At 45.0% G+C, this 19,896-nt stretch carries 20 protein-coding genes and 3 riboswitches; of the genes, 14 read left to right on the forward strand and 6 right to left on the reverse strand.

The window, feature by feature from the left end; translation table 11 throughout:
* Window positions 1-83 precede the first annotated feature (83 nt).
* Window positions 84-2,663, reverse strand: a complete 2,580-nt coding sequence (locus tag PMG71_RS23300) for a PEP/pyruvate-binding domain-containing protein (RefSeq protein ID WP_283756132.1) — start codon at window positions 2,661-2,663, stop codon at window positions 84-86.
* Between the two features lie 73 nt (window positions 2,664-2,736).
* Between PMG71_RS23300 and PMG71_RS23305 the strand changes: the two genes are divergently transcribed.
* Window positions 2,737-2,925, forward strand: a complete 189-nt coding sequence (locus PMG71_RS23305) for a hypothetical protein (RefSeq protein ID WP_283756133.1) — start codon at window positions 2,737-2,739, stop codon at window positions 2,923-2,925.
* Window positions 2,926-3,120: 195 nt separating this feature from the next.
* Here PMG71_RS23305 and PMG71_RS23310 read toward each other — a convergent pair whose 3' ends face one another.
* Both PMG71_RS23310 and bchD read right to left on the reverse strand, forming a co-directional pair.
* Window positions 3,121-4,023: a UbiA family prenyltransferase gene (locus PMG71_RS23310; protein ID WP_283756134.1), complete on the reverse strand. Its 903-nt coding sequence runs from the start codon at window positions 4,021-4,023 to the stop codon at window positions 3,121-3,123.
* Between the two features lie 88 nt (window positions 4,024-4,111).
* Complete coding sequence (gene bchD, locus PMG71_RS23315) at window positions 4,112-6,115, reverse strand: magnesium chelatase ATPase subunit D (RefSeq protein ID WP_347179384.1); 2,004 nt, start codon at window positions 6,113-6,115, stop codon at window positions 4,112-4,114.
* 198 nt (window positions 6,116-6,313) lie between these two features.
* On the opposite strand from bchD, the gene PMG71_RS23320 reads away from it, so the two are divergent.
* The 8 genes from PMG71_RS23320 (at window position 6,314) to PMG71_RS23355 (ending at window position 12,445) form a co-directional block, all read left to right on the forward strand.
* A complete protein-coding gene (locus tag PMG71_RS23320) occupies window positions 6,314-6,952 on the forward strand; it encodes a Uma2 family endonuclease (protein ID WP_283756136.1) in 639 nt (212 codons plus the stop codon).
* A gap of 41 nt (window positions 6,953-6,993) precedes the next feature.
* Window positions 6,994-7,148, forward strand: a riboswitch (cobalamin riboswitch).
* A 242-nt stretch (window positions 7,149-7,390) separates the two neighbouring features.
* Window positions 7,391-8,158, forward strand: coding sequence for an energy-coupling factor ABC transporter permease (locus tag PMG71_RS23325; protein WP_283756137.1), 768 nt, complete (start codon window positions 7,391-7,393; stop codon window positions 8,156-8,158).
* Complete coding sequence (locus tag PMG71_RS23330) at window positions 8,155-8,472, forward strand: energy-coupling factor ABC transporter substrate-binding protein (protein ID WP_283756138.1); 318 nt, start codon at window positions 8,155-8,157, stop codon at window positions 8,470-8,472. Before PMG71_RS23325 ends, PMG71_RS23330 begins: the two co-directional genes overlap by 4 nt.
* Window positions 8,456-9,256 carry a cobalt ECF transporter T component CbiQ gene (gene cbiQ / locus PMG71_RS23335; RefSeq protein WP_283756139.1) on the forward strand — a complete coding sequence of 267 codons (801 nt, stop codon included), beginning with the start codon at window positions 8,456-8,458 and terminating at the stop codon, window positions 9,254-9,256. The genes PMG71_RS23330 and cbiQ overlap by 17 nt, the downstream gene beginning before the upstream one ends.
* Window positions 9,249-10,088 carry an energy-coupling factor ABC transporter ATP-binding protein gene (locus PMG71_RS23340; RefSeq protein ID WP_283756140.1) on the forward strand — a complete coding sequence of 280 codons (840 nt, stop codon included), beginning with the start codon at window positions 9,249-9,251 and terminating at the stop codon, window positions 10,086-10,088. The genes cbiQ and PMG71_RS23340 overlap by 8 nt, the downstream gene beginning before the upstream one ends.
* 135 nt (window positions 10,089-10,223) lie before the next feature.
* Window positions 10,224-10,865 (forward strand): hypothetical protein, encoded by a 642-nt coding sequence (locus PMG71_RS23345; protein WP_283756141.1) that lies wholly within the window; start codon window positions 10,224-10,226, stop codon window positions 10,863-10,865.
* Window positions 10,866-11,110: 245 nt separating this feature from the next.
* The gene (locus tag PMG71_RS23350) at window positions 11,111-11,731 is read left to right on the forward strand and encodes a type II secretion system protein (RefSeq protein ID WP_283756142.1); all 621 of its coding nucleotides are present in this window, start codon (window positions 11,111-11,113) and stop codon (window positions 11,729-11,731) included.
* Between the two features lie 15 nt (window positions 11,732-11,746).
* On the forward strand, window positions 11,747-12,445 hold the full coding sequence (locus tag PMG71_RS23355) for a hypothetical protein (protein ID WP_283756143.1): 699 nt from the start codon (window positions 11,747-11,749) through the stop codon (window positions 12,443-12,445).
* Between the two features lie 100 nt (window positions 12,446-12,545).
* A riboswitch (cobalamin riboswitch) is annotated at window positions 12,546-12,700 on the forward strand.
* 37 nt (window positions 12,701-12,737) lie between these two features.
* Here the strand turns inward: PMG71_RS23355 and PMG71_RS23360 are convergent.
* Complete coding sequence (locus PMG71_RS23360; protein WP_283756144.1) at window positions 12,738-13,091, reverse strand: HepT-like ribonuclease domain-containing protein; 354 nt, start codon at window positions 13,089-13,091, stop codon at window positions 12,738-12,740.
* Window positions 13,075-13,386 carry a nucleotidyltransferase family protein gene (locus PMG71_RS23365; protein WP_283756145.1) on the reverse strand — a complete coding sequence of 104 codons (312 nt, stop codon included), beginning with the start codon at window positions 13,384-13,386 and terminating at the stop codon, window positions 13,075-13,077. The genes PMG71_RS23360 and PMG71_RS23365 overlap by 17 nt, the downstream gene beginning before the upstream one ends.
* A 121-nt stretch (window positions 13,387-13,507) precedes the next feature.
* Window positions 13,508-13,662, forward strand: a riboswitch (cobalamin riboswitch).
* 20 nt (window positions 13,663-13,682) lie between these two features.
* Here PMG71_RS23365 and cobW point away from each other — a divergent pair.
* Window positions 13,683-14,720 carry a cobalamin biosynthesis protein CobW gene (gene cobW / locus PMG71_RS23370; RefSeq protein ID WP_283756146.1) on the forward strand — a complete coding sequence of 346 codons (1,038 nt, stop codon included), beginning with the start codon at window positions 13,683-13,685 and terminating at the stop codon, window positions 14,718-14,720.
* A gap of 47 nt (window positions 14,721-14,767) precedes the next feature.
* On the opposite strand, the gene PMG71_RS23375 is transcribed toward cobW, so the two are convergent.
* Window positions 14,768-15,451, reverse strand: coding sequence for a hypothetical protein (locus tag PMG71_RS23375; RefSeq protein WP_283756147.1), 684 nt, complete (start codon window positions 15,449-15,451; stop codon window positions 14,768-14,770).
* Window positions 15,452-15,748: 297 nt separating this feature from the next.
* Here PMG71_RS23375 and PMG71_RS23380 point away from each other — a divergent pair, with 297 nt between their 5' ends.
* The 4 genes from PMG71_RS23380 (at window position 15,749) to PMG71_RS23395 (ending at window position 19,839) form a co-directional block, all read left to right on the forward strand.
* Window positions 15,749-16,132, forward strand: coding sequence for a response regulator (locus tag PMG71_RS23380; RefSeq protein ID WP_283756148.1), 384 nt, complete (start codon window positions 15,749-15,751; stop codon window positions 16,130-16,132).
* Window positions 16,133-16,337: 205 nt separating this feature from the next.
* The gene (locus PMG71_RS23385; RefSeq protein WP_283756149.1) at window positions 16,338-17,393 is read left to right on the forward strand and encodes a putative bifunctional diguanylate cyclase/phosphodiesterase; all 1,056 of its coding nucleotides are present in this window, start codon (window positions 16,338-16,340) and stop codon (window positions 17,391-17,393) included.
* A gap of 35 nt (window positions 17,394-17,428) precedes the next feature.
* Window positions 17,429-18,169, forward strand: coding sequence for a TVP38/TMEM64 family protein (locus PMG71_RS23390; protein WP_283756150.1), 741 nt, complete (start codon window positions 17,429-17,431; stop codon window positions 18,167-18,169).
* Window positions 18,170-18,303: 134 nt separating this feature from the next.
* Window positions 18,304-19,839, forward strand: coding sequence for a mercuric reductase (locus PMG71_RS23395; RefSeq protein WP_283756151.1), 1,536 nt, complete (start codon window positions 18,304-18,306; stop codon window positions 19,837-19,839).
* The last annotated feature ends 57 nt before the right edge of the window (window positions 19,840-19,896 follow it).

Consider the following 19,896-nt stretch of genomic DNA (forward strand, 5'->3'; position numbering starts at 1 on the left):
CTAGAATACCTCACTCGCTAGATTGAGTCTCCCCATTCCCCCATTCCCCCATTCCCCCATTCCCCCATTCCCCCATTCCCACACTACAGTGCTTTGCGCTGTATCAATCGCTCTACCCTTCCCGTACTGCCATCCATTTTGACCCAATCTCCATCTTTTAAGAAACGGGTGACTCCGGGAAGGGAAACAATGGCGGGAATACCCATTTCTCTGGCAACAATGGCAGAATGGGAGAGCAGACTTCCACGCTCGACTAATACGCCAGATGCAGCCGGAAAGAGCATGATCCAGCCGGGATCGGTGCGTTCGGCGACGAGAATGCTACCGGGTTCTAGAATGGCGTTTTCTGGGTTGGTAATGACTCTGACTTGGGCTTCGACGATGCCGGGACAACAGCCTAACCCTTGTAAGGTGTCCGGGTTATCTGAGTCTACTATAGAAGCCTGGTTTTCCTGGAAACGGTTGCCTTGATAGACGATGCCACGGGTTTCAAAGCGATCGCCAATCTCCCCATTTTGCTCATATTCGGCAAATTTAGCTTTTCTTAATTGTACCAAACCTTTCAAGTTTGTGCAAGTATTCGTTCCTTCCACAAAGCCTAAAATTTCGGTCACTTCCAGATAAAAGATATCGCGATAATCATCGAGCAGATCGAGCGCTACGAACCGCTTACCGAGTTCCACAAAAATGCGGCGCACATGGCCAAATAAGCGGGTTCGTTCAAAGCGGAGATTTTCGCGATCGCGCACCCGTTCCCTGGCATTATACAGCACCCAATCAAACAGCCAGCGTTTTAAGCCAAAATTCCCCAATTTTTCCCTAACTTTCGCCTCTGCTGCTTGGCGCAAGTCCCCCGAAACCGATGCAGAATCTAGGTTTTGACCGGATTTTGCTAGTTGACCTACCGATCGCAGCAGCAATAGAGGATTATCGAATAGGGTGGGACTTTCGAGCTTCAGCTCTCCCAAACAGCGATCGCCAAATTTGTCTAAATACGCTTCATACTTTTGCCTCACCTCTGGGCGCTTTTCCAACTCAGACAAAATCAGCCCTAATTCCCCCTCACAAAAAACTTGAGTGAGTGCCTCATCTTGCGCTACCAATCGAGCTAATTCTTTCACCCGCATCGCCGGTTCTGCGCTAATCATTCCCCCTTCACCGCTAATCAAATCATTTTGTAAACTCCCAGAGGTTTCCTTACCCCAAGATTGGCACAACTTTTTCAAAATTCCATAGAAAATCATGGCAAAAAAGTCATTAATTAAGGGTGCATCCCAACTGCGTAATAACTGACGCTCTAAATCCCGGTAATGGGCTACTAATTCATCGGCGCGTAACTCCTGTAACTCTAATCCCTTAAACTTCTGACCCAAAACTTGCATTAATCGCCCATAAAACTCCTTAATCTTAGAAGGTAATAGGATAAAGTTTAGTCCTAAACCTACAACTGTCCGCAACAACCGCAAGCTATCCAGAATTTTCACCGAGAGAGTCGGTTTTTGACTCGGTTGAATGCCAATAGACTCTAAAATTTCATCAGAAATGGGTTCTTTCACTCCCATCATCTGTTCCATAAATCGACGATTGACTTGGAAGCCAGGCAACAGAGACAAAACCTTGTACCAACTGAGGAGATTATAGTAAACGCGCCCTTGAATCAAGCCAATCATACGATTAAAGGTTGAGTCATTATTTTCTACTACTGTTTTATCTACTGCCATTAACAGGCAAAATTGCCGGTAAACTTCCTCATAAGCACGACGAGCAAAGGAAAAGGTTAAAGGGGTGGTAACTCCGCTATAGCTTTCGGAGATGTTGCTATTATCCCAAAGATTCAATTGAGCATCGGGATCGGGGAGTTTGGCTAATCCGGTAATTGGTCTGGCTTGCAGTAAATAAACTTGGTTGTTTTCTATTGCCCATTCGATGTCTTGGGGGCGACCAAAATACGCTCCTACTTGACGAACTAGATGGGTAATTTGCTTTAAGGTTTCTGGGTTTAATAAGGGGTTATCTTCCGGTGCAGAAATTATCGTTCCTTGGCGATGAATTCGGTAAGTTTGTCCATCCACTTCCCCGGAAACCAAGGCATCCCCAACTCCTGATACGGCGCTAATCACGGTAACTCCCCGTTGACCGGTGACGGGATCGGCTGAAAAGGCGACTCCGGCAATTTCGGCATTGACCATGCGCTGAATCAGGACGGCTGGGGGTTTGGGGTTGCCGAGATGATGCTGCTGACGGTAGGCTAGGAGGCGATCGCCGAATCCAGAGCGCCAAACCTCTACTACGCGATCGTCTACCTCCTCCAGAGGCACAAATAGGAAGCTCTGCAATTGTCCCGCAAAGGAATAGTCGGCTCCATCTTCATCTACGGCCGAAGAGCGCACCGCAACCAGTTCCCCATTTGGAGAGAGATGTTTGAGGGCTTGTGCTAATTCTGCTTTTACTTTATGATTTAGGTGCAATGCTGCAATAACTTGGGGAATAGTGTCTGTTGTTAAACTCTCTCCCTCAGTTAAGCTATGGTAAAACGCACTGGGTGACACCACAAACCACTCAGGAATGGGTAAGTTGAGAGCTTGGAGTTGAGCGAGAGCCGCACCTTTACCTCCTAGTTGTTGAGGATTTTTGCTGTTTTGAGCCGTGAGAATGTAAGTCATAGGATTTGAGAAAATAGGGAATCGGAAAATAGGGATTAATGACAGATAGAGAGTTTATAAGGAGGGAACAATAATGGACGATCGCCAACTCAAACTCGTAGAAAAAACAGTCACTTATGGACTAGAGATCGAGGGTAAATTGATCTTAGTGGAAAATGTGCCTGCTCGTGTGGATGAAGAAACTGGAGAACAATTCTTTTCTCCATCCACGGTGGAACGCTTACAGAAAATTATATCAAGTCCGCTTAAGTACCCTAATTAAAAATCCAGGGAGCAAGATGCTCCCACTCCAGTCATATCAAAGAATTCGAGGAGTGCGGGCATCTTGCCCGCTTCTTAACCAATTTTCATGTCCGCTTGCGGAAACCGGACTTGATATTATCCGAGAACAGCAGCAACCCAATCGCATGATTCAAACTCCTATATATAGCTGGAAATAAATTGCACTGGTGATGGGTTAAAGGGAACTCAACAGGGGAATAATGCCTAAACCGAGATAAACTAAGAGTGTCCAAATGGCGGAGAGAAGTTCAAAGCGCTTACCGGATTTGGGGACTGGAGAGCGTAAAAATTGAGCGGAGAGTGTTCCGGAAATGCCCAGCATTGCCCAAGTTGCTAGAGCTAGGGGTAAGCCAAAGCCAATTAAGTTCGCGGCGATCGCACTAATCACCGCCATAATGGTACAAACGGCTAACCAGACGAAAACGGCTGGTTTGCGTCCCCACAAGTAACTGTAGGTTTCTACACCGACTTCCTCATCTTGGGGCGATCGAATTTTGCGCCCAATTTCAATGATGACACCGTTGAAAAAACTGACGGCTAAAAACCAGCCTAAACCCCTCGGTATCACCCCGGTGGTGACTTGCCAATCACAAGCGGTTGCCAAGCCATAAATGAGGGGCATAATCATCATATGGCTGATTAAATAAATGACGGGATGATCCTTAAGCCAATGGCGGATAAAAAATTCTTGACTCATTAAGCCTAAATAGAGCCACACTGCGATCAGAGATAGTCCTAGGGTGAACCCCCCCAAATAGAGCGCCAAAAGCCCTTGAATAATCGCTGTGAAAGCGCCCAAACTGCCCAATTCCCGCAAACTAACCAAACCCCTAGGAACAGGGCGATAGGAGCGAAATTGGCAGTCCTCTTCATAGTCCTTGAATTCATCAGCAATTCTTAATTGCAAGAAGAACAAAAAGGCGATCGCAAATGCCACGATACTAGAACCCCAACTGGGAAAGCTTCCTCGCAGCAGTGCCGAATAGCTGACTGCGGAAAAACTAAACACCCCAATGAGTACCCCATTGGCTACAATGGGGAATCTTTCTTTTTGATATGTCCACCATCGATTAAGCATAAGGTTCAATTCAAGATTAAATAGCTCATTCCCCAGGCTATCTTTTCTGGGGAACAAGCAATCATTTTTAATTTTTAATTTTTAATTTTTAATTGAATTTGATGTCGGCGATCGCACTTTTGGCAACTCCGGCGATCGCCTGATCCGTTGCTTTGGGTAAGTGATAATAACTACCTCCAGCCGTTTTTGCCAACTCTTTACCAAATCCCGTGGAAATAAACTTGCGTTCAGTGTCAATCACCAATAGTTTAATCCCCAAAGCGCGAATACGGGCGGCAATTTCTAATAGCTCCTTCTTAATATCCGGTTTTTCTTCCCCTTCCATCGGTTCACCCAAAGAGCGCGACAGGGGAATATTACCGCGACCATCCGTAATCGCAACTACAACCACTTGACCAATATCCCCCGATTGTTGGGCGTTCATTCCCACGCGCACGGCTGTACTCAAGCCATGGGCGAGGGGAGAACCGCCCCCACAGGGCATCACTTCCAGTCTACGGCGGGCAGAGGCGATCGAACGGGTGGGGGGTAACAAGACCTCCGCTTGCTCCCCTCTGAAGGGAATCAGCGCCACCTGGTCGCGATTTTGATAGGCTTCCGTGAGCAGTTGCATCACCGCACCTTTGGCCGACTGCATCCGGTTGAGGGCCATAGAACCCGATGCATCCACCACAAAAATCACCAACGCCCCTGACTTGCGGGCTAACCGTTTGGAGCGCACATCCCCCGATTCCACAATCACCCGGCGGTGGGGGTTACGAGCGCGTCGAGCTTGCTGGTAGGGGGCGGCTGCCCGCAGGGTGGCATCGACGGCAATACGGCGCACTCTACCTTTGGGTAACATGGGTTTAACATACCGGCCGCGATCGTCCGTAAAGATCAGGGCACGACTGCCGGATTTTCCTTGCCGTTTGGCCATTTGGGCAAAATAAAGCACGCTGGAATCGAGAACCACCCCTTCCGGATCGAAGATAAACTCTTCCGGGATACTGGGTTCATCCGGTTCATTTTCTTGTGGTGGATCTTCCTCCTCGTCCTCTTGATCTTGATCCTCCTGATCCCGATCCTCTTGGTCTTGAGGCTGTTCTGGGGGAGGGGGAGGCGGTGGCGGTTCGTTGGGTGGGGGGGCTTGAATCACTGTCGCTCTGGGCACAATCACCAATTGGACGGCGGTGCGTAAATCTTCTGCACTGACTTCCGTGCGACCTTCTAAAGCAGCAGCAGCTTTAGCGACTTTCACGGCAAACAGTTCGGCACGATGGCCTTGCACTGCTCCCCGGATGGCTTCCTCAACCAGATAGCTGACTTGCTCTGGGCTAATGGTGACATCTTTGAGCCATTCCCGCGCCAGTAAAATTTGGGTTTTGATGTTGTCAATTTCTTCCGTGTAGCTTTCGAGGAAGGCTTGGGGAGATTGGGTATAGGACAGGGCTTGGTTTACCGCGTCTACCCGTTGGTCGAGACCGAGGACTCCATCAGCAGAGAGACTAATGGCAATTCGGTCGAGAAGATGTTCTCTGAGCGAGCCTTCTTCCGGGTTGTAGGTGGCGATGAGGATGGCTTGACAGGGGTGTTCGATACTAATGCCTTCCCGTTCGATGCGGTTGCGTCCTTCACTGAGAACGGTGAGCAGTTGGTTGCTGATTTGGTCGTCGAGGAGGTTGATTTCATCGACGTAGAGAACGCCTCGATTGGCTTTGGCTAGGAGTCCCGGCTGGAAGATGGTGGCTCCTTGTTTGACGGATTCTTCCACATCTACCGAGCCTAAGAGTCGGTCTTCCGTGATTCCCAGGGGGATTTGCACAAAAGGCGCGGGGATAATTTCAGTCTCTGGTGCGTCTGCTTCTGGATGTTGGGGGGGTTGGTTCCAGAAGGACTCTTTGACGATTTCGATGGGGGGAAGTAGGTCATGGATGGCTCTAGCCATAACTGATTTTGCTGTACCGCGACGGCCGGCGATCGCCACTCCTCCTAAAGCTGGATCGACAGAAGCCAACAGCAGCGCCAGTTTGATGGCTTCTTGGCCAATGACGGCAGTGAGGGGGAAATTGCGGGAGGAGGCGATCGCGGATGGAGGCTCGGTAACAGGCATGGTATATCGATAAAAGGTAACCATCCTCTAGGATACCGAAAAAGGGGATAGAATGGAGATTGCTTCATTCCACTGCGTTCCATTCGCAATGACACACCATAACTGATCTAACGGACTTGATATCATTGCCCAGTTGCACCAAGGGCTTGCTACAGCTAACAGATGCCCTACCGTCTAAAGAAACCTCCCAAACTTATTATGCAGATCGCTCAACATCGGCATCAAGTCCCATCTCACAACATCGTCTTAAATAATATCAGTTGGCAAAACTTTGAAAAGTTACTTTTGGAATTAGGAGAAAATCAGGGGGCCAAACTTGCTTACGATCGCGGTCGTTTAGAAATTATGACTCCATTACCCGAACATGAGTATTATAAAGAAATTTTGAGTTTAACGATTCAAGATATTGCAGAAGAACTCGATCTCGATTACGAAAGTTATGGATCGACCACTTGGAAGAGAGAAAAAGAATTAGCGGGTTTAGAAGCGGATAATTGTTTTTATTTCCAAAATGAAGATCGAGTGCGCGGCAAGTTAACGTTGGATTTAGATCAAGACCCTCCACCAGATCTCGCATTAGAAATCGATCTAACCCATAAATCTTTAAATCGCTTTCCCATTTATGCTCGGTTAGGTGTACCAGAAATTTGGTGTTATGATTCAGGAGAGTTAAAAATTTATCAACTTCAGGGTTCTGATTATCAAGAAGTTGACAAGAGCGATATCTTTCCCAACTTACCCATTCAAGAATTACCCCGTGTGATTGAGCGCGATCGCCTCCAGGGAAGGCGTGCCATTCGTAGAGCAGTACGCGCTTGGGTAAAAGAGAAGAGCTAGAGCATTTACGCAGTCGAAAGCTTTTCGCCCCGACATCATGGTATAATCAAATCTGCTTTGGTTCTGATGGGGAGCAGCCATCAGAGGTAACGGGGAAAGTTTGGTGCAAATCCAACGCTGTCCCGCAACTGTAAGGAGATTAAAGATATCTAAATCATCTCTAAGTCAGGATGCCCGCCGAAGTGATTCTTTTAACTATTATTCTGCGAGGTACAGAATCATGTCGCAAGTTTATTCATTTCCGTTTCTTTTCTCCTCTATCCCCCTTCTCTCCAGGTATTGATCCCCCCAACCCCCTGCTTAAAAAGGGGGGCAGTAGGGAAAGTCCCCCTTTTTAAGGGGGATTTAGGGGGATCTTCATACAAGCGAAAAGTCCCATCTTACGCGAACTAAAAACTAAAGTTCCCCTTCAAAAATCATTGTTTTTTGTCTGAATCTATGAACTACCGCAAACTCTTCTTTCGGCTGATGGCCGGTTTTCTCGCCTTCAGTTTTACCCTAGTTTTATCACTCCTACCTGCACCCGCCCAAGCGATGCATATTATGGAAGGATTTCTGCCCTTACCTTGGGTTATTTTTTGGTGGGTTGTGTTTCTGCCCTTCTTTGGTTTGGGACTCTTTCGTATTAACCAAACGGTGCAAAAATATCCCGAACTTAAACTCCTACTCGCCTTATCTGGAGCCTTTGCCTTTGTCCTTTCAGCCCTGAAAATTCCCTCCGTTACCGGTAGTTCTTCCCATCCCACCGGAACCGGTTTAGGAGCCGTATTATTTGGCCCCTCCACCATGACGGTTTTAGGATCTCTGGTTCTCTTATTTCAAGCCTTACTCTTAGCCCATGGTGGTCTTACTACATTGGGGGCAAATGCCGTTTCTATGGCGGTGGTTGGCCCCTTTGTGGCCTTTGGTATTTATCGCTTGGTGATGGGGATGAGTCAACGGCAAACTCTGGCTGTTTTTCTGGCTGCGGCTTTAGGAAACTTAGCCACTTATGTAGTCACCTCTTTACAACTTGCCTTAGCTTTTCCGGTGGAAAATGGAGGCATTTTGGTCGCTTTTCTCAAGTTTGCCGGTATTTTTGCCGTGACTCAAATTCCCCTGGCAATCATTGAGGGACTGTTAACGGTAATGGTCTGGAATGGCTTAATGTCCTACTCTCAACCGGAATTAAAACTTTTGAAATTAATGGAATCAGAAACGGTATGAAAACACAGCAAAATCAATGGCCAAATGGTCTATTATTGTTAGCCATCATTGGGTTAACGGTCTTTCCTTTAATGACCGTTAAGGATAGTGAATTTGGTGGAGCTGATGGCCAAGCAGAGGAAGCCATTACCGAAGTTAATCCTCAGTATGAACCCTGGTTTGAACCGATTTTAGAACCGCCAGGGGGTGAAACTGAGAGTTTATTATTCGCTCTGCAAGCGGCTTTTGGCGCGGGAATTATTGGATACGGAATCGGATGGTATCGGGGACGTTCTGAGTCAAATCCTTCTTCAGAAAATGACGTTACCGACTGATACTTGGGCCTATCAAAATGGTTTAAATCGGTTGCCTCCAAGTCAAAAACTGGGGTTTTCTTTGCTGATGTTGGGGTTGGCTTTGGTGAGTCAACCCCTCACGCAAATTGCCCTTAGTTTGTGGATGGCGGTTTGGACAATTGGGTACGCTAAAATTCCGATGAAGTTCTATCTAAAGTTGCTTTTGGGGAGCTATACGTTTGTGTTGATGAGTTCCTTGGCGTTTCTGATTGATGTGCGGCTAGTAGAAGGGGGAAATTTAGACAGTTCTGGAGTCTTGATTGGTGGGTCAACCGGGCCGCTCTATTGGTCGATTTCCTACAGTGTGTTGGATTTGTTTATCCGGCTGATTGTACGGGCAGTTGCTTGTTTGTCTTGCTTCTTTTTCTTGATGTTGACGGTTCCGATGGTGGAGATGGTTCAAGTGTTGCGTCAGTGGCGTTTTCCGGAACTGTTGTTGGAGTTAATTTTGTTAATGTATCGGTTGATTTGGGTGCTGCAAAAGACGGTTTCTGATTTGCGTCTGGGACAAAGAGCGCGGGGAGGATATGGTGATTTTGCCCAAAGTTTGCGGAGCGTGAGTTTGTTGATTCGGCAATTGTTGCATCGAACGTTAACAGATTATCATCGCTTTTCTTTGGGGGCGACTGCACGGGGATTTGATCATAAATTTGTGGTTTTGTCAATGCGAAACTATGAGCGATCGCCCCGTTATGAATGGGAAGCCCTCCTGGGCTTGTTCTTCTTGCTGTCCCTAGAATTGTCAGGAATCGCACATGGATAATCGGAGTTTGCTGGAACTTAGGGACGTGACTTATCACTACTCAGGACAGTCCCAGGCTATTTTTGAGCAACTGAGTCTGAAGATTTTTCTCCATCAAAAGACAGCGATTTTAGGGCACAATGGTTCGGGAAAATCAACCTTATTTTTACTGATGACGGGATTATACCCTGTAGATCGCGGAGCCATTATTTGGCAGGGTAACCCCCTAGATTACGAGCGCCAAACCCTCAAACAATGGCGGCAAAATGTGGGATTAGCCTTTCAAAACCCAGAACATCAGCTCGTTGCGGGAACCGTAGCCGAAGATCTATCCTATGGACTGTGCAACCTCAAATTATCCAAATCGGAAATTCGCTACCGAGTCGAACAGGCGATCGCCGATTTTCAACTTACCGACATTGCCCACACTCCCCTCCACCACCTGAGTTTAGGACAAAAGCGCCGGGTTGCCCTAGCCGGGGTGATGGTGTTAAATCCCCAACTGCTCTTACTCGACGAACCCACCGCCTACTTAGACCCGCAACAAATCCGCACCTTAGTCCAAGAGTTACACAAAATCGAGCAAAAAGGAACGACGATCGCGATCGCCACCCATAACCTCGATTTTGCCTATCAATGGGCAGATTGGTTTATCATTCTCAACCAAGGAAAACTCATCCTCCAAGGAGAAGCAAAAACCGTTTTTTCTCAACAAAAACTCCTCTCAGAAATCAGTTTAGGTATCCCCACCCTCTGGGAAGCTTGGCACTCTTTACCCCCTTCTTTCCGTCCTGAAGTTCAGGAAATTCCCCGCACATTGCAGGATTGGAAAACAATTTTCAATGAATTCTAAACCCTCATCCCCCTGCCCCCTTCTCCCGTGGGAGAAGGGGGTAAAAAGTCCCTCTCCCGTGGGAGAGGGATTTTCCTGCGGACATGAAAGGGAGAGGGCATTCCAAGTTTACGTCTCAAGTGAAATTGAATTAAAATGACTGATTACGACTCCCCCTGGAAAGAAGCCATCTCTGTCTACTTTCGCGATTTTCTAGAATTCTTCTTCCCCAACATTGCTTATGAACAAAAGCTATGGGGATGTTGCGCCCTGTTAAAATTTCCTAGGGTTAAACTCTTAGATTACGATCTGAGCCAATTAGAGCAGGATTCTAATCCTTTTGCCGCTATAGTCGCTGCTCACCGAACTGCCCAACAAATGGGCGAGGATGTACAACAAAACTATCAACGCAAATTACAATTAGTTAAAAGTCTTTATCAACGGGGACTGAGCCGAAATGATATCGTAGAACTATTTCGCCTAATCGACTGGTTTATTGCCCTACCAGCAAAAGAAGAACAGCGTTTGTGGACAGAAATTGAGAGTTTAGAAAAGGAGGATCAAATGCCTTATATTACCAGTGTGGAGCGCTTTGGAATCAAGAAAGCCCGACAAGAAGATATTGTTCGTATCCTAGAAGTGAGGTTTGGCGAGATTCTCTCATCTTTGAGGGAGCAAGTGAGTCAGATGACAGACTTGGAAGCACTAGAGAGACTTGTGGTGCAAGCACTTAGCAGTCAGTCTCTAGAGGCTTTTCAATCCGAGTTGAACTCCTTGATGGCTGACGAGACAGAATAAAAGAGGTATTGGCTGCTCCATTCTCTACTGGACTGGCAAGGTTGATTTTGTGGCAATGCGATCGCTATAATCGAAATCAGTTGTATTTGTAGCACATGGCTTACCCCCATTTTTAACCTGGTTAGCCCACTACTCCATGTCACGACTTTTTCCCTAGAAAATGTTCTCAAACGTAACTTATATCAAGTAATGTTAAGCTACAATAAGCTACGGATAATTTAAAAAGGAAGGGTTGGTGATTTTTTATGAAACACAAAAAAAATACGTGGTTTACTCTTGTTGAGCGATTAGTAGTCATCATAATAATTGGTGTACTAAGCTCACTAATGCTGAGTGGTTTTAATTGGTCACCGTCTTCCCAGAAGACATGTTCTGATATAAGGTGTATCACAAGAAAAATTAAACAAGGGGAAAATGTTGTTAAGACTCTTAAAAAACGCAGAAATAGTGACTTACAACCCTTGTACGACAATTATTCAGAAGAGTATGACACATATTACGAGTTATTGAAGTATGATATCAGAGATATTAACGTTGACAGTCATGAAGAACTGCTGAGAAATTGCACAGAACATTATCAGATTTGTAATGAACTCGAACGTGCCGCAATACTACGTCATTCAATGCAATGGCTGGATGGAAAAATAAAGAAAGTTGATTTCCAAGTGAGTGAGCTAGAACAAAATATTTGGAAAATGGAGAAAAAAGTGGAGCTGAGTCTAGTAGCATCCTCTGAAGAGCAGGCAGAAGTTAGTAACTTGATTGCTTCTACTGAAACATTGATTGAAGAAAATATTACTCCTCCTGAAGCGCAAGATGTGGCCAACATTGAGCAAGAAATATTCAAGAGTTTGATTGATCTATAATTTGGAAAAACCGATATGCTGAGAAACTTATTTCCCTACCGCAAACATCCCTATCAGGAAGCATTACATACTTTACTCTATGATTTCCCTGAAGGACTTTCCGAAGAAGAGATAGTTCAAAAACTAAAGATATCTAAGCGAAGCGGTCAGCAGCTTTTACGCAAAGAACAAATTGAAGATAGAATTCATGCCGATCCATATAGTGGTATTTTGATTTACCAATCCAAGCAAAATAAGCAACCCATCCGCTCTTTATCTGAAGAAATTAAAATGGCAAAATCCAATCATATTATAAACATCCTTAAGGTCTTTGTTATTTCAGTGTCTGCTGCATTTGGTATAATTTTTGTATCCATAAAAGTATTTGTATTTGTAAATGTAAATATTGTAAGTATTGTAAATATTAATCCAAAACTACCTGAGACACAGATCTTACAAACACAATCTCCTCCGAATCTAATTAGGTCTCGTGTCGATGCAAAGCTTGCAACAGAGAAAAGATTGGAATTGGTAGCCACAAAAGAAGATCTCGATCGCCGGATAAAGCAAATGCTATTTTGGGCAGAAGATGAAAATTGTGAGAGTTTCTGGAAAAAAGCTGATACTTGCTACATTGAAGGACGATTATTGAGTCAAGTGAAGTTTGAGGATGAGATTGAAGAGATGAAATTACAGGTCACTCAAATTGAAGAGGATCTTAAAGAACTAGATTGATCTCATCCTTCAAAATTAAAAAGCATCTATCAACGGGGATTGGGCCACAATTGATGTAGCCCCGGTAGTGGCGGAGAATTTTTCGCCCCTACATTTATGGTATAATCAGCAATACTTCGGTTCTGATTGGGAGCAGCCATCAGAGGTAACGGGGAAAGTTTGGTGCAAATCCAACACTGTCCCGCAACTGTAAGGAGATGAAGAGCAGCGAAATCATCTCTAAGTCAGGATGCCCGCCGAAGTGAGTCTGTTTAATTACTATTCTGCGATGATCTGACTGTAAGTTTCTATTCTATCCGCTTTTTTCTATATCACTAATAATGTTTTTCAAGCTTGCTACTAAGGGGCTAAGATCGTTAATCACTGTATTCCAAACAACATCTTCATCCACATTAAGATAGTCGTGAACAACTTTACTTCGCATTCCTACAATAGCTTTCCAAGGAATTTGAGGATAAGCTTCCCTAAAATCAGGGGAAACTCGTCTCGCTGCTTCCCCAATAACTTGTAGCAGATGAGTTATAGCTAAACGCAACTGCTCATTATTATCAAACTCTTCTCGACTCACACCTGAGACAAAACCAAGAGCCTTATTTGCTGTGTCTATCATATGGCCAATATAAACAGAGTTATCCTTCTGCGACATAACAAACCTCTGCTTCTGCTAGAATGCGATCGCGGATTCGATGGTTCAGAAACTTAGAAGTCACTAGATCAATTCGACGATGATCGAATAAATTTGAAAGTTCTTCTTCAATTTGGTAGAGTTTAAAAAATCCAGGAGTAAAACCCGGTTCAAATTCCACTAAGATATCAATATCGCTCTCTGGGGTAAAGTCATCCCGCAAAAATGATCCAAATAGGGAGAGTTTATGAATATGCCAGTTCTGGCACAGGTTAGCAATCTTTTCAATAGGAACGTCAATATTTTTGACTTTCATGATATAACTAAATTTGACTAATAAGCATAGTCTTGATACTCATAAATAAACTATATGTTATAATCATACATAAAGTCAACACAGTGATATGAACTGAGTATGGGTTGCCCTACATTTATGGTATAATCAACAGTGCTTCGGTTCTGGTGGGGAGCAGCCATCAGAGGTAAGGGGGAAAGTTTGGTGCAAATCCAACACTGTCCCGCAACTGTGAGGAGATGAAGAGCAGCGAAATCATCTCTAAGTCAGGATGCCCGCCAAAGTAAATTAATCAGTATTCTGCGAGGTACAGAATCATGCACAAAATTCCCGTAACCATTATTACCGGATTCCTGGGCGCAGGAAAAACGACCCTAATTCGTAACTTACTCCAAAATAATGAAGGGCGCAAAATTGCGGTTTTAGTCAATGAATTTGGCGAAGTTGGCATTGATGGAGACTTGTTACGCTCCTGTCAAGTTTGCGATGAAGAAGAAGACCCCAATGATAATATTGTGGAACTGACGAATGGCTGTTTATGTTGCACGGTGCAAGAGGAATTTTATCCCACCATGCAAAAGCTCTTAGAGCGCAGAGATCGACTGGATGCTATTGTAATTGAAACCTCTGGACTGGCACTACCCAAACCTCTAATTCAGGCGTTTCGCTGGCCAGAAATTCGCAATGGGGCAACGGTGGATGGGGTGGTGACAGTAGTAGATACTCACGCTTTAGCTACAGGAACTTTAGTGGGCGATTTGGAGGCATTGGAAGAACAGAGAAAAGCCGATCCGAATCTGGATCATGAAACGCCGATTGAGGAATTATTTGAGGATCAATTGGCTTGTGCAGATTTGATTTTGTTGACAAAAACGGATTTAGTAGATGATTCGGGTTTAGAGCAAGTGCAAAACTGGTTAAAACAGGAAGTTTCGCCTGCTGTAAAACAAGTTTCTTGTCATCAAGGGCAAATTGAGAGTGAAGTTTTGTTAGGCTTTAATGCGGCAGTTGAAGATAATTTGGACTCTCGTCCGAGTCATCATGACCATGAAGAAGAGCATGACCATGATGATCATATTAATTCAGTAGAGATTGTGTGCGATCGCCCCTTCGACCCCCAACAACTCACCCAAACCCTACAGCAGATTGTCCAAAACCACGAAATTTACCGCATTAAAGGCTTCGTCCAAGTGCCCAACAAACCCATGCGCTTAGTCCTGCAAGGAGTCGGTAACCGCTTTGATACCTTCTATGACCGTCCCTGGAAACTGAACGAACCGCGCCAAACCCGGCTCGTGTTCATCGGTCGAGATTTGGAGCATCAAGCGATCGAAAACCGACTCTATAGCTTATAATTAACGCGATCGGGGGGGTATATCGATCCAGATCTATACCCCCCCGATCAGGACTCCTCGGATTCCTTAGATTCTTTTTGATCGGACTCTCGATCATCACTCTTATACTTAGGTGTATTAAACTTACCAACCGGTTTACCCTTGCCTTTCGGTTTTCTCTCTTTCAATCGATCCTTAACCTTTCTCGCTTCAAGTACGACAAGCATCTTACCCTCACGACCCAAAATAAAATCCCAAAATTCCCCTAAAGTGGTTTTCGGCTCACCGGGTAATATCCCCTGAAAGGTTAACTTAAATGGCTTCTCTAACTTAGAGCTAGGATCTTTACGATTGGGGTTAATACGGACAGCAATTCTACCACTGTAATTAAAAATAATTTGTCCCCGCACCGAAAATACATCACCACTGAGATTATCCGGAATCGGATTCAGAGCATTCCGAAGAATAAAATGATAGCCCGCTTCACGATCGGGTTTAGTCCAACACCGAAACCAATGGAACTGTTCCAAGTTATCATCTTTTTCCAACCACTTAAAAAAATAGCCCCAACGGATCGAAGCCGGGAAGAACTGATTATCCTCAGTCACAATTAATCCTCTGAGTTGGAATCCATTTTCATTAGGTTGAGGGATATAGCGTCCCCAAATTAAACCGGTACTCCGATATTGAATATCGGATTCAGGAGGGCAAATTAGGTGACTAATATTACTCTTATCTTGACTATTGGACAAGGTTCTTTTCAGGAAGTAAGGTGGACGACTCCCTTCATCTTCAAGGAGGGAGATAGGGATAGAGCCTTAATAAGGGCCCACGGGAAAGCTGAGGACAGGCTTTCCAAAACGCGAACTTGTTCCATTGTACCCTGTGAAGGCTATCACAAGGGCCATGCTTTGACCCCTTTTAAGATCGAATCAGCTCAAAGGGGTTGGCTATTGCCTTAATTCTCGTTTACGTTGTAGGGTGAGAATTAGAGAGTACATTTAATTAAACTTATATATCTTAGCTCCGATCGGGGAACTCTTTCTCACATGGCAAGCAAACATATATTGATCATTGATGATGAAATGGATATCCGAGAAATTGCTCGGATCAGCCTAGAAAAGTTAAAAGGGTGGCAGGTTACGGGTACAGCCTCTGGATATGAAGGAGTAGAGCTGGCAGAGAAATACCAACCTGATGCAATTCTCTTGGATGTAATGATGCCTGATATTGATGGGAAAGAGACCTTAAAGCTTTTAAAAGCGAATCCTAAAACTCGACATATTCCCGTAATTTGGTTAACAGCTCAGGTTCAAACTACTCATCGTCAATCTGCCGCATTAGGTGTGACTGCCGTACTAATAAAGCCCTTTGACCCCTTGGAATTACCAAGTCAAATTGAGGAGACTCTAGAATTGGGCAACAATTCATAAAATTCTCTGATGGACAAGACGATCGCGATCCGTCCTAGATCTCAGAGCCGATCGCCACTCGATTTGACTCCATTAGTATTATGATAATAATAAGTTTTTAAGGAGAAAAGTTAGATACAGTCATGTTCACAAGAATTTCACATTCCTTATTTAAGGTAAAGGCAATCGATGACTAAACAACTCATTTCTTGGGGAGATCGCGATCGTGGATAAGGAAAACTTCAGCTCCGATCCCCTGGAATTCAACCCCGAACTCTCCCTAGACGAAGCCATTATGCTATTAAGTCATGAACTCCGTACTCCCCTAACCTCCATTCGAGGGGTAGTTCGGTTGATGCAAAGTGGCCATGTCAACCCGGAATCGGCCGAAGGTAAGTATATGTTGGCCATGGCGATTAAGAACATTGGTCGCTTAGAGCGTTTAGCCCAAACCATTGAGCATCAACCCACCCTCCCTCTAACTTTATTTAAGAAAGAAGACTTAGAAAAAATTCAATTAGAACTCGATCTCAAGCAAGCGATTGAGAAACAACAGTTACATTTAGTTTATCAGCCAATTGTCTCTTTATCTCCGAGAAAAATCATCGCCTTTGAAGCCCTAATCCGTTGGAATCATGGGAGTAAAGGATTAATTTCACCGACCGTATTTATTCCCGTAGCTGAAGAAAGTGGCTTGATTCACGATATTGGCCAGTGGGTGATTCGTCAATCCTGTTACCAGCTTAAGAAATGGAAAAACAACCTGCCCTCAGATTATTCCTTACTGATGAATCTGAATTTATCCCCTCTTCAGTTACTCCATCCGCAATTTGTAGATCAATTGAAATCCTTGATCAAAGAGTTACAGATTAATCCCCATGAAATCCGTTTAGAAATAACGGAAACGATGTTAATGGAAAATCTAGAAGTGGCTACCCAGACGATTCAAGAATTGAGGGATTTAGGCTTCCAATTTGATATTGATGATTTTGGTACGGGGTATTCCTCTTTAAGTCGCCTCAAAAATTTAGCGGTGAATGGGTTGAAAATAGACCGCTTTTTCCTGAAGGAGCAACAGTGGAATTTAATTAAAGCGATCTTGCTGATTGCTTCGGATGTGGGCTTAGATGTGATTGCTGAAGGGGTGGAAACAGAAGAAGATTTTGAAAAACTTAAAGAGTTAGGCTGTCAGTATTTCCAAGGCTATTTCTTTTCTAAACCCATTGATGAAGATTTGGCGATCGCCTGGATGGAAAATCAACTCTCTTGTCCCATTCGTTAGGATAAAAAGTTAAGTGCTACTCAACCTCTGAATTGATGATCGATCGCCATCTAAACCCCCACAAAGTCTTATTCCTGTTGGCAATCGGGGCGATCGCGCTCTTGGTTACCACCACCCCTGCATTTGCCCAAGATCTCAACAACAGCACGGGATTTAACCCCCAAGAACTCCTCCGCTCTGCCCTAGAGAATATTGAAAATCTCGGCCCAATTGGGGCGATCGCCTTCATCCTCCTCTACATCATCGCCACCGTCGCCTTCCTCCCCGGCTCCATCGTCACCCTAGGCGCAGGAGTCGTCTTTGGAGTCGGTTTTGGTTCAGTCTATGTCTTCATCGGCGCAACCCTAGGCGCAACTGCCGCCTTTCTCATCGGACGCTACTTAGCACGGGATTGGATCGCCCAAAAAATCGCCGGGAACACCAAATTTAGTGCGATCGATCGCGCCGTTGGTGAAAAAGGCTTAAAAATCGTCCTCCTCACCCGACTCTCACCCGTCTTCCCCTTCAACCTGCTCAACTACGCCTACGGTTTAACCCAAGTCACCCTCACAGACTACTTCATCGGTTCCATTGGCATGATTCCCGGCACAATCATGTATGTTTATATTGGCTCCCTCGCTGGAGATTTAGCCACAATTGGCACAGGCGATCAACCCTCGAACCCAACCATTACCTGGACACTGCGGATTATTGGATTTATCGCCACCGTCGCCGTTACCCTTTATGTCACCAAAATCGCCCGAAAAGCATTAGATGGAGCAATTGAAAACAATTAAAAATTAAAAATTAAAAATTAAAAATTAAAAATTATGTCTGATATCAATTAAACTCTACTTTACTCCCCATCCCCCCATTCCCCCATCTCCCTATCTCCCCATCCCCCCATTCCCCCATTCCCCTACTCAAAACCATGTCATCCCTAAATTTACATCCCATGGATCAATTTAACCAACAGTTAATTGATCGGGTTCATCCCCCAGATTGGGTTAATCCCACCCCCGCCGATCGCTATGATTTAGTCGTCATTGGTGCGGGAACCGCCGGGTTAGTCGTCGCTGCGGGAGCTGCCGGATTAGATTTAGGCTTAAAAGTCGCTTTAGTCGAAAAGAATTTAATGGGAGGAGATTGCTTAAACCTTGGTTGTGTGCCCTCAAAATGCCTGATTCGCTCCTCTCGCGTCGTGCAAGATATCCGTAATGCCCCTAATTTTGGCATTCATCCTTCCGAAGAGATTAACATTAACTTCGCCCAAGTGATGGAACGGATGCGGAAAATTCGCGCCGAAATTAGTCACCATGATTCTGTGCAACGATTCCAGAGTTTAGGCATTGATGTCTTTTTAGGAGAAGCACAATTTACCGGAAACTCGCGGGTGGAAGTCGAGGGCAAAACCTTACCCTTTAAAAAAGCAGTCATTGCCACCGGAGCAAGGGCGGTGCGTCCCCAAATTCAGGGTTTAGAAGAAGTGGGATTCTTAACCAACGAAACCGTGTTTAACCTCACCGAATGCCCTAAACGATTAGCCGTGATTGGGGGCGGCCCCATTGGTTGTGAATTAGCCCAATCCTTCCATCGTTTAGGCGCTCAAGTGACGTTATTTCATAATAAAGAACATTTGTTAGACCGGGAAGACCCCGATGCAGCCGAAATTGTTCAAAACCAGTTTCAGCAAGAAGGAATTCAACTGGTTTTAAATAGCCAAATTGGGCGAGTAGAAGCCACTCCAGAGGGCAAAATAATGAATTTTTCCACTCAAGGGAGCAGTCAATCTTATAGCTTAGAAGTCGATCAAATTTTAGCCGGTGCAGGTCGTGCGCCTAATGTGGAAGGACTGAATTTACAAGGGGTTGGGGTGGACTATGACCGCAAAGGGGTGAAAGTGAATGATTATTTGCAAACGACTAACCCCAAAATTTATGCGGCTGGCGATATTTGTATGAATTGGAAGTTTACCCATGCAGCAGATGCGGCAGCAAGAATTGTGCTTAAGAATGCTTTATTTTCTCCCTTTGGGTTAGGAAAATCGAAGTTAAGCGATCTGATTATGCCATGGGCAACTTATACCGATCCAGAGATTGCCCATGTAGGGCTATATGAAAGGGAAGCGCAAGAGAAGGGCATAGAGATTGAGACGATTAAGGTCTTAATGAGTAGTGTAGACCGGGCGATCGCCGATGGGGAAACCGAAGGCTTTGTCAAAATCCATTATCGCCAAGGTTCGGATAAGATGGTCGGTGCGACTATCGTGGCTCGTCATGCCGGGGATATGATTAGTGAAGTGACGACGGCGATCGCCGCTAAAATCGGTTTAAGTCAACTCTCCAGCACCATTCATCCCTATCCCACCCAAGCCGAAGCCATCAAAAAAGCCGCCGATGCCTACAAACGAACCCTTCTAACTCCTAAAACCAAAAGCCTCCTCAGTTTCCTCACCAAACTCTCCTAGAGAAAACAGGATCGGATGTAGTGACAGCAGTCCATCCTCTTGCCAAGATAGAAACGA

The organism is Roseofilum acuticapitatum BLCC-M154, from assembly GCF_030068475.1.
Classification (GTDB): Bacteria; Cyanobacteriota; Cyanobacteriia; order Cyanobacteriales; family Desertifilaceae; genus Roseofilum; species Roseofilum acuticapitatum.

Coding starts and splice junctions, on each gene's coding strand:
- PMG71_RS23355 (WP_283756143.1), top strand. CDS start 11,747: ATGCTGAGAAACTTATTTCCCTACCGCAAACATCCCTATCAGGAAGCA.
- cbiQ (WP_283756139.1), top strand. CDS start 8,456: ATGACGTTACCGACTGATACTTGGGCCTATCAAAATGGTTTAAATCGG.
- PMG71_RS23360 (WP_283756144.1), bottom strand. CDS start 13,091: ATGTCGCAGAAGGATAACTCTGTTTATATTGGCCATATGATAGACACA.
- PMG71_RS23380 (WP_283756148.1), top strand. CDS start 15,749: ATGGCAAGCAAACATATATTGATCATTGATGATGAAATGGATATCCGA.
- PMG71_RS23325 (WP_283756137.1), top strand. CDS start 7,391: ATGAACTACCGCAAACTCTTCTTTCGGCTGATGGCCGGTTTTCTCGCC.
- PMG71_RS23300 (WP_283756132.1), bottom strand. CDS start 2,663: ATGACTTACATTCTCACGGCTCAAAACAGCAAAAATCCTCAACAACTA.
- PMG71_RS23365 (WP_283756145.1), bottom strand. CDS start 13,386: ATGAAAGTCAAAAATATTGACGTTCCTATTGAAAAGATTGCTAACCTG.
- bchD (WP_347179384.1), bottom strand. CDS start 6,115: ATGCCTGTTACCGAGCCTCCATCCGCGATCGCCTCCTCCCGCAATTTC.
- PMG71_RS23345 (WP_283756141.1), top strand. CDS start 10,224: ATGACTGATTACGACTCCCCCTGGAAAGAAGCCATCTCTGTCTACTTT.
- PMG71_RS23330 (WP_283756138.1), top strand. CDS start 8,155: ATGAAAACACAGCAAAATCAATGGCCAAATGGTCTATTATTGTTAGCC.
- cobW (WP_283756146.1), top strand. CDS start 13,683: ATGCACAAAATTCCCGTAACCATTATTACCGGATTCCTGGGCGCAGGA.
- PMG71_RS23395 (WP_283756151.1), top strand. CDS start 18,304: ATGTCATCCCTAAATTTACATCCCATGGATCAATTTAACCAACAGTTA.
- PMG71_RS23350 (WP_283756142.1), top strand. CDS start 11,111: ATGAAACACAAAAAAAATACGTGGTTTACTCTTGTTGAGCGATTAGTA.
- PMG71_RS23320 (WP_283756136.1), top strand. CDS start 6,314: ATGCAGATCGCTCAACATCGGCATCAAGTCCCATCTCACAACATCGTC.
- PMG71_RS23305 (WP_283756133.1), top strand. CDS start 2,737: ATGGACGATCGCCAACTCAAACTCGTAGAAAAAACAGTCACTTATGGA.
- PMG71_RS23340 (WP_283756140.1), top strand. CDS start 9,249: ATGGATAATCGGAGTTTGCTGGAACTTAGGGACGTGACTTATCACTAC.
- PMG71_RS23310 (WP_283756134.1), bottom strand. CDS start 4,023: ATGCTTAATCGATGGTGGACATATCAAAAAGAAAGATTCCCCATTGTA.
- PMG71_RS23390 (WP_283756150.1), top strand. CDS start 17,429: ATGATCGATCGCCATCTAAACCCCCACAAAGTCTTATTCCTGTTGGCA.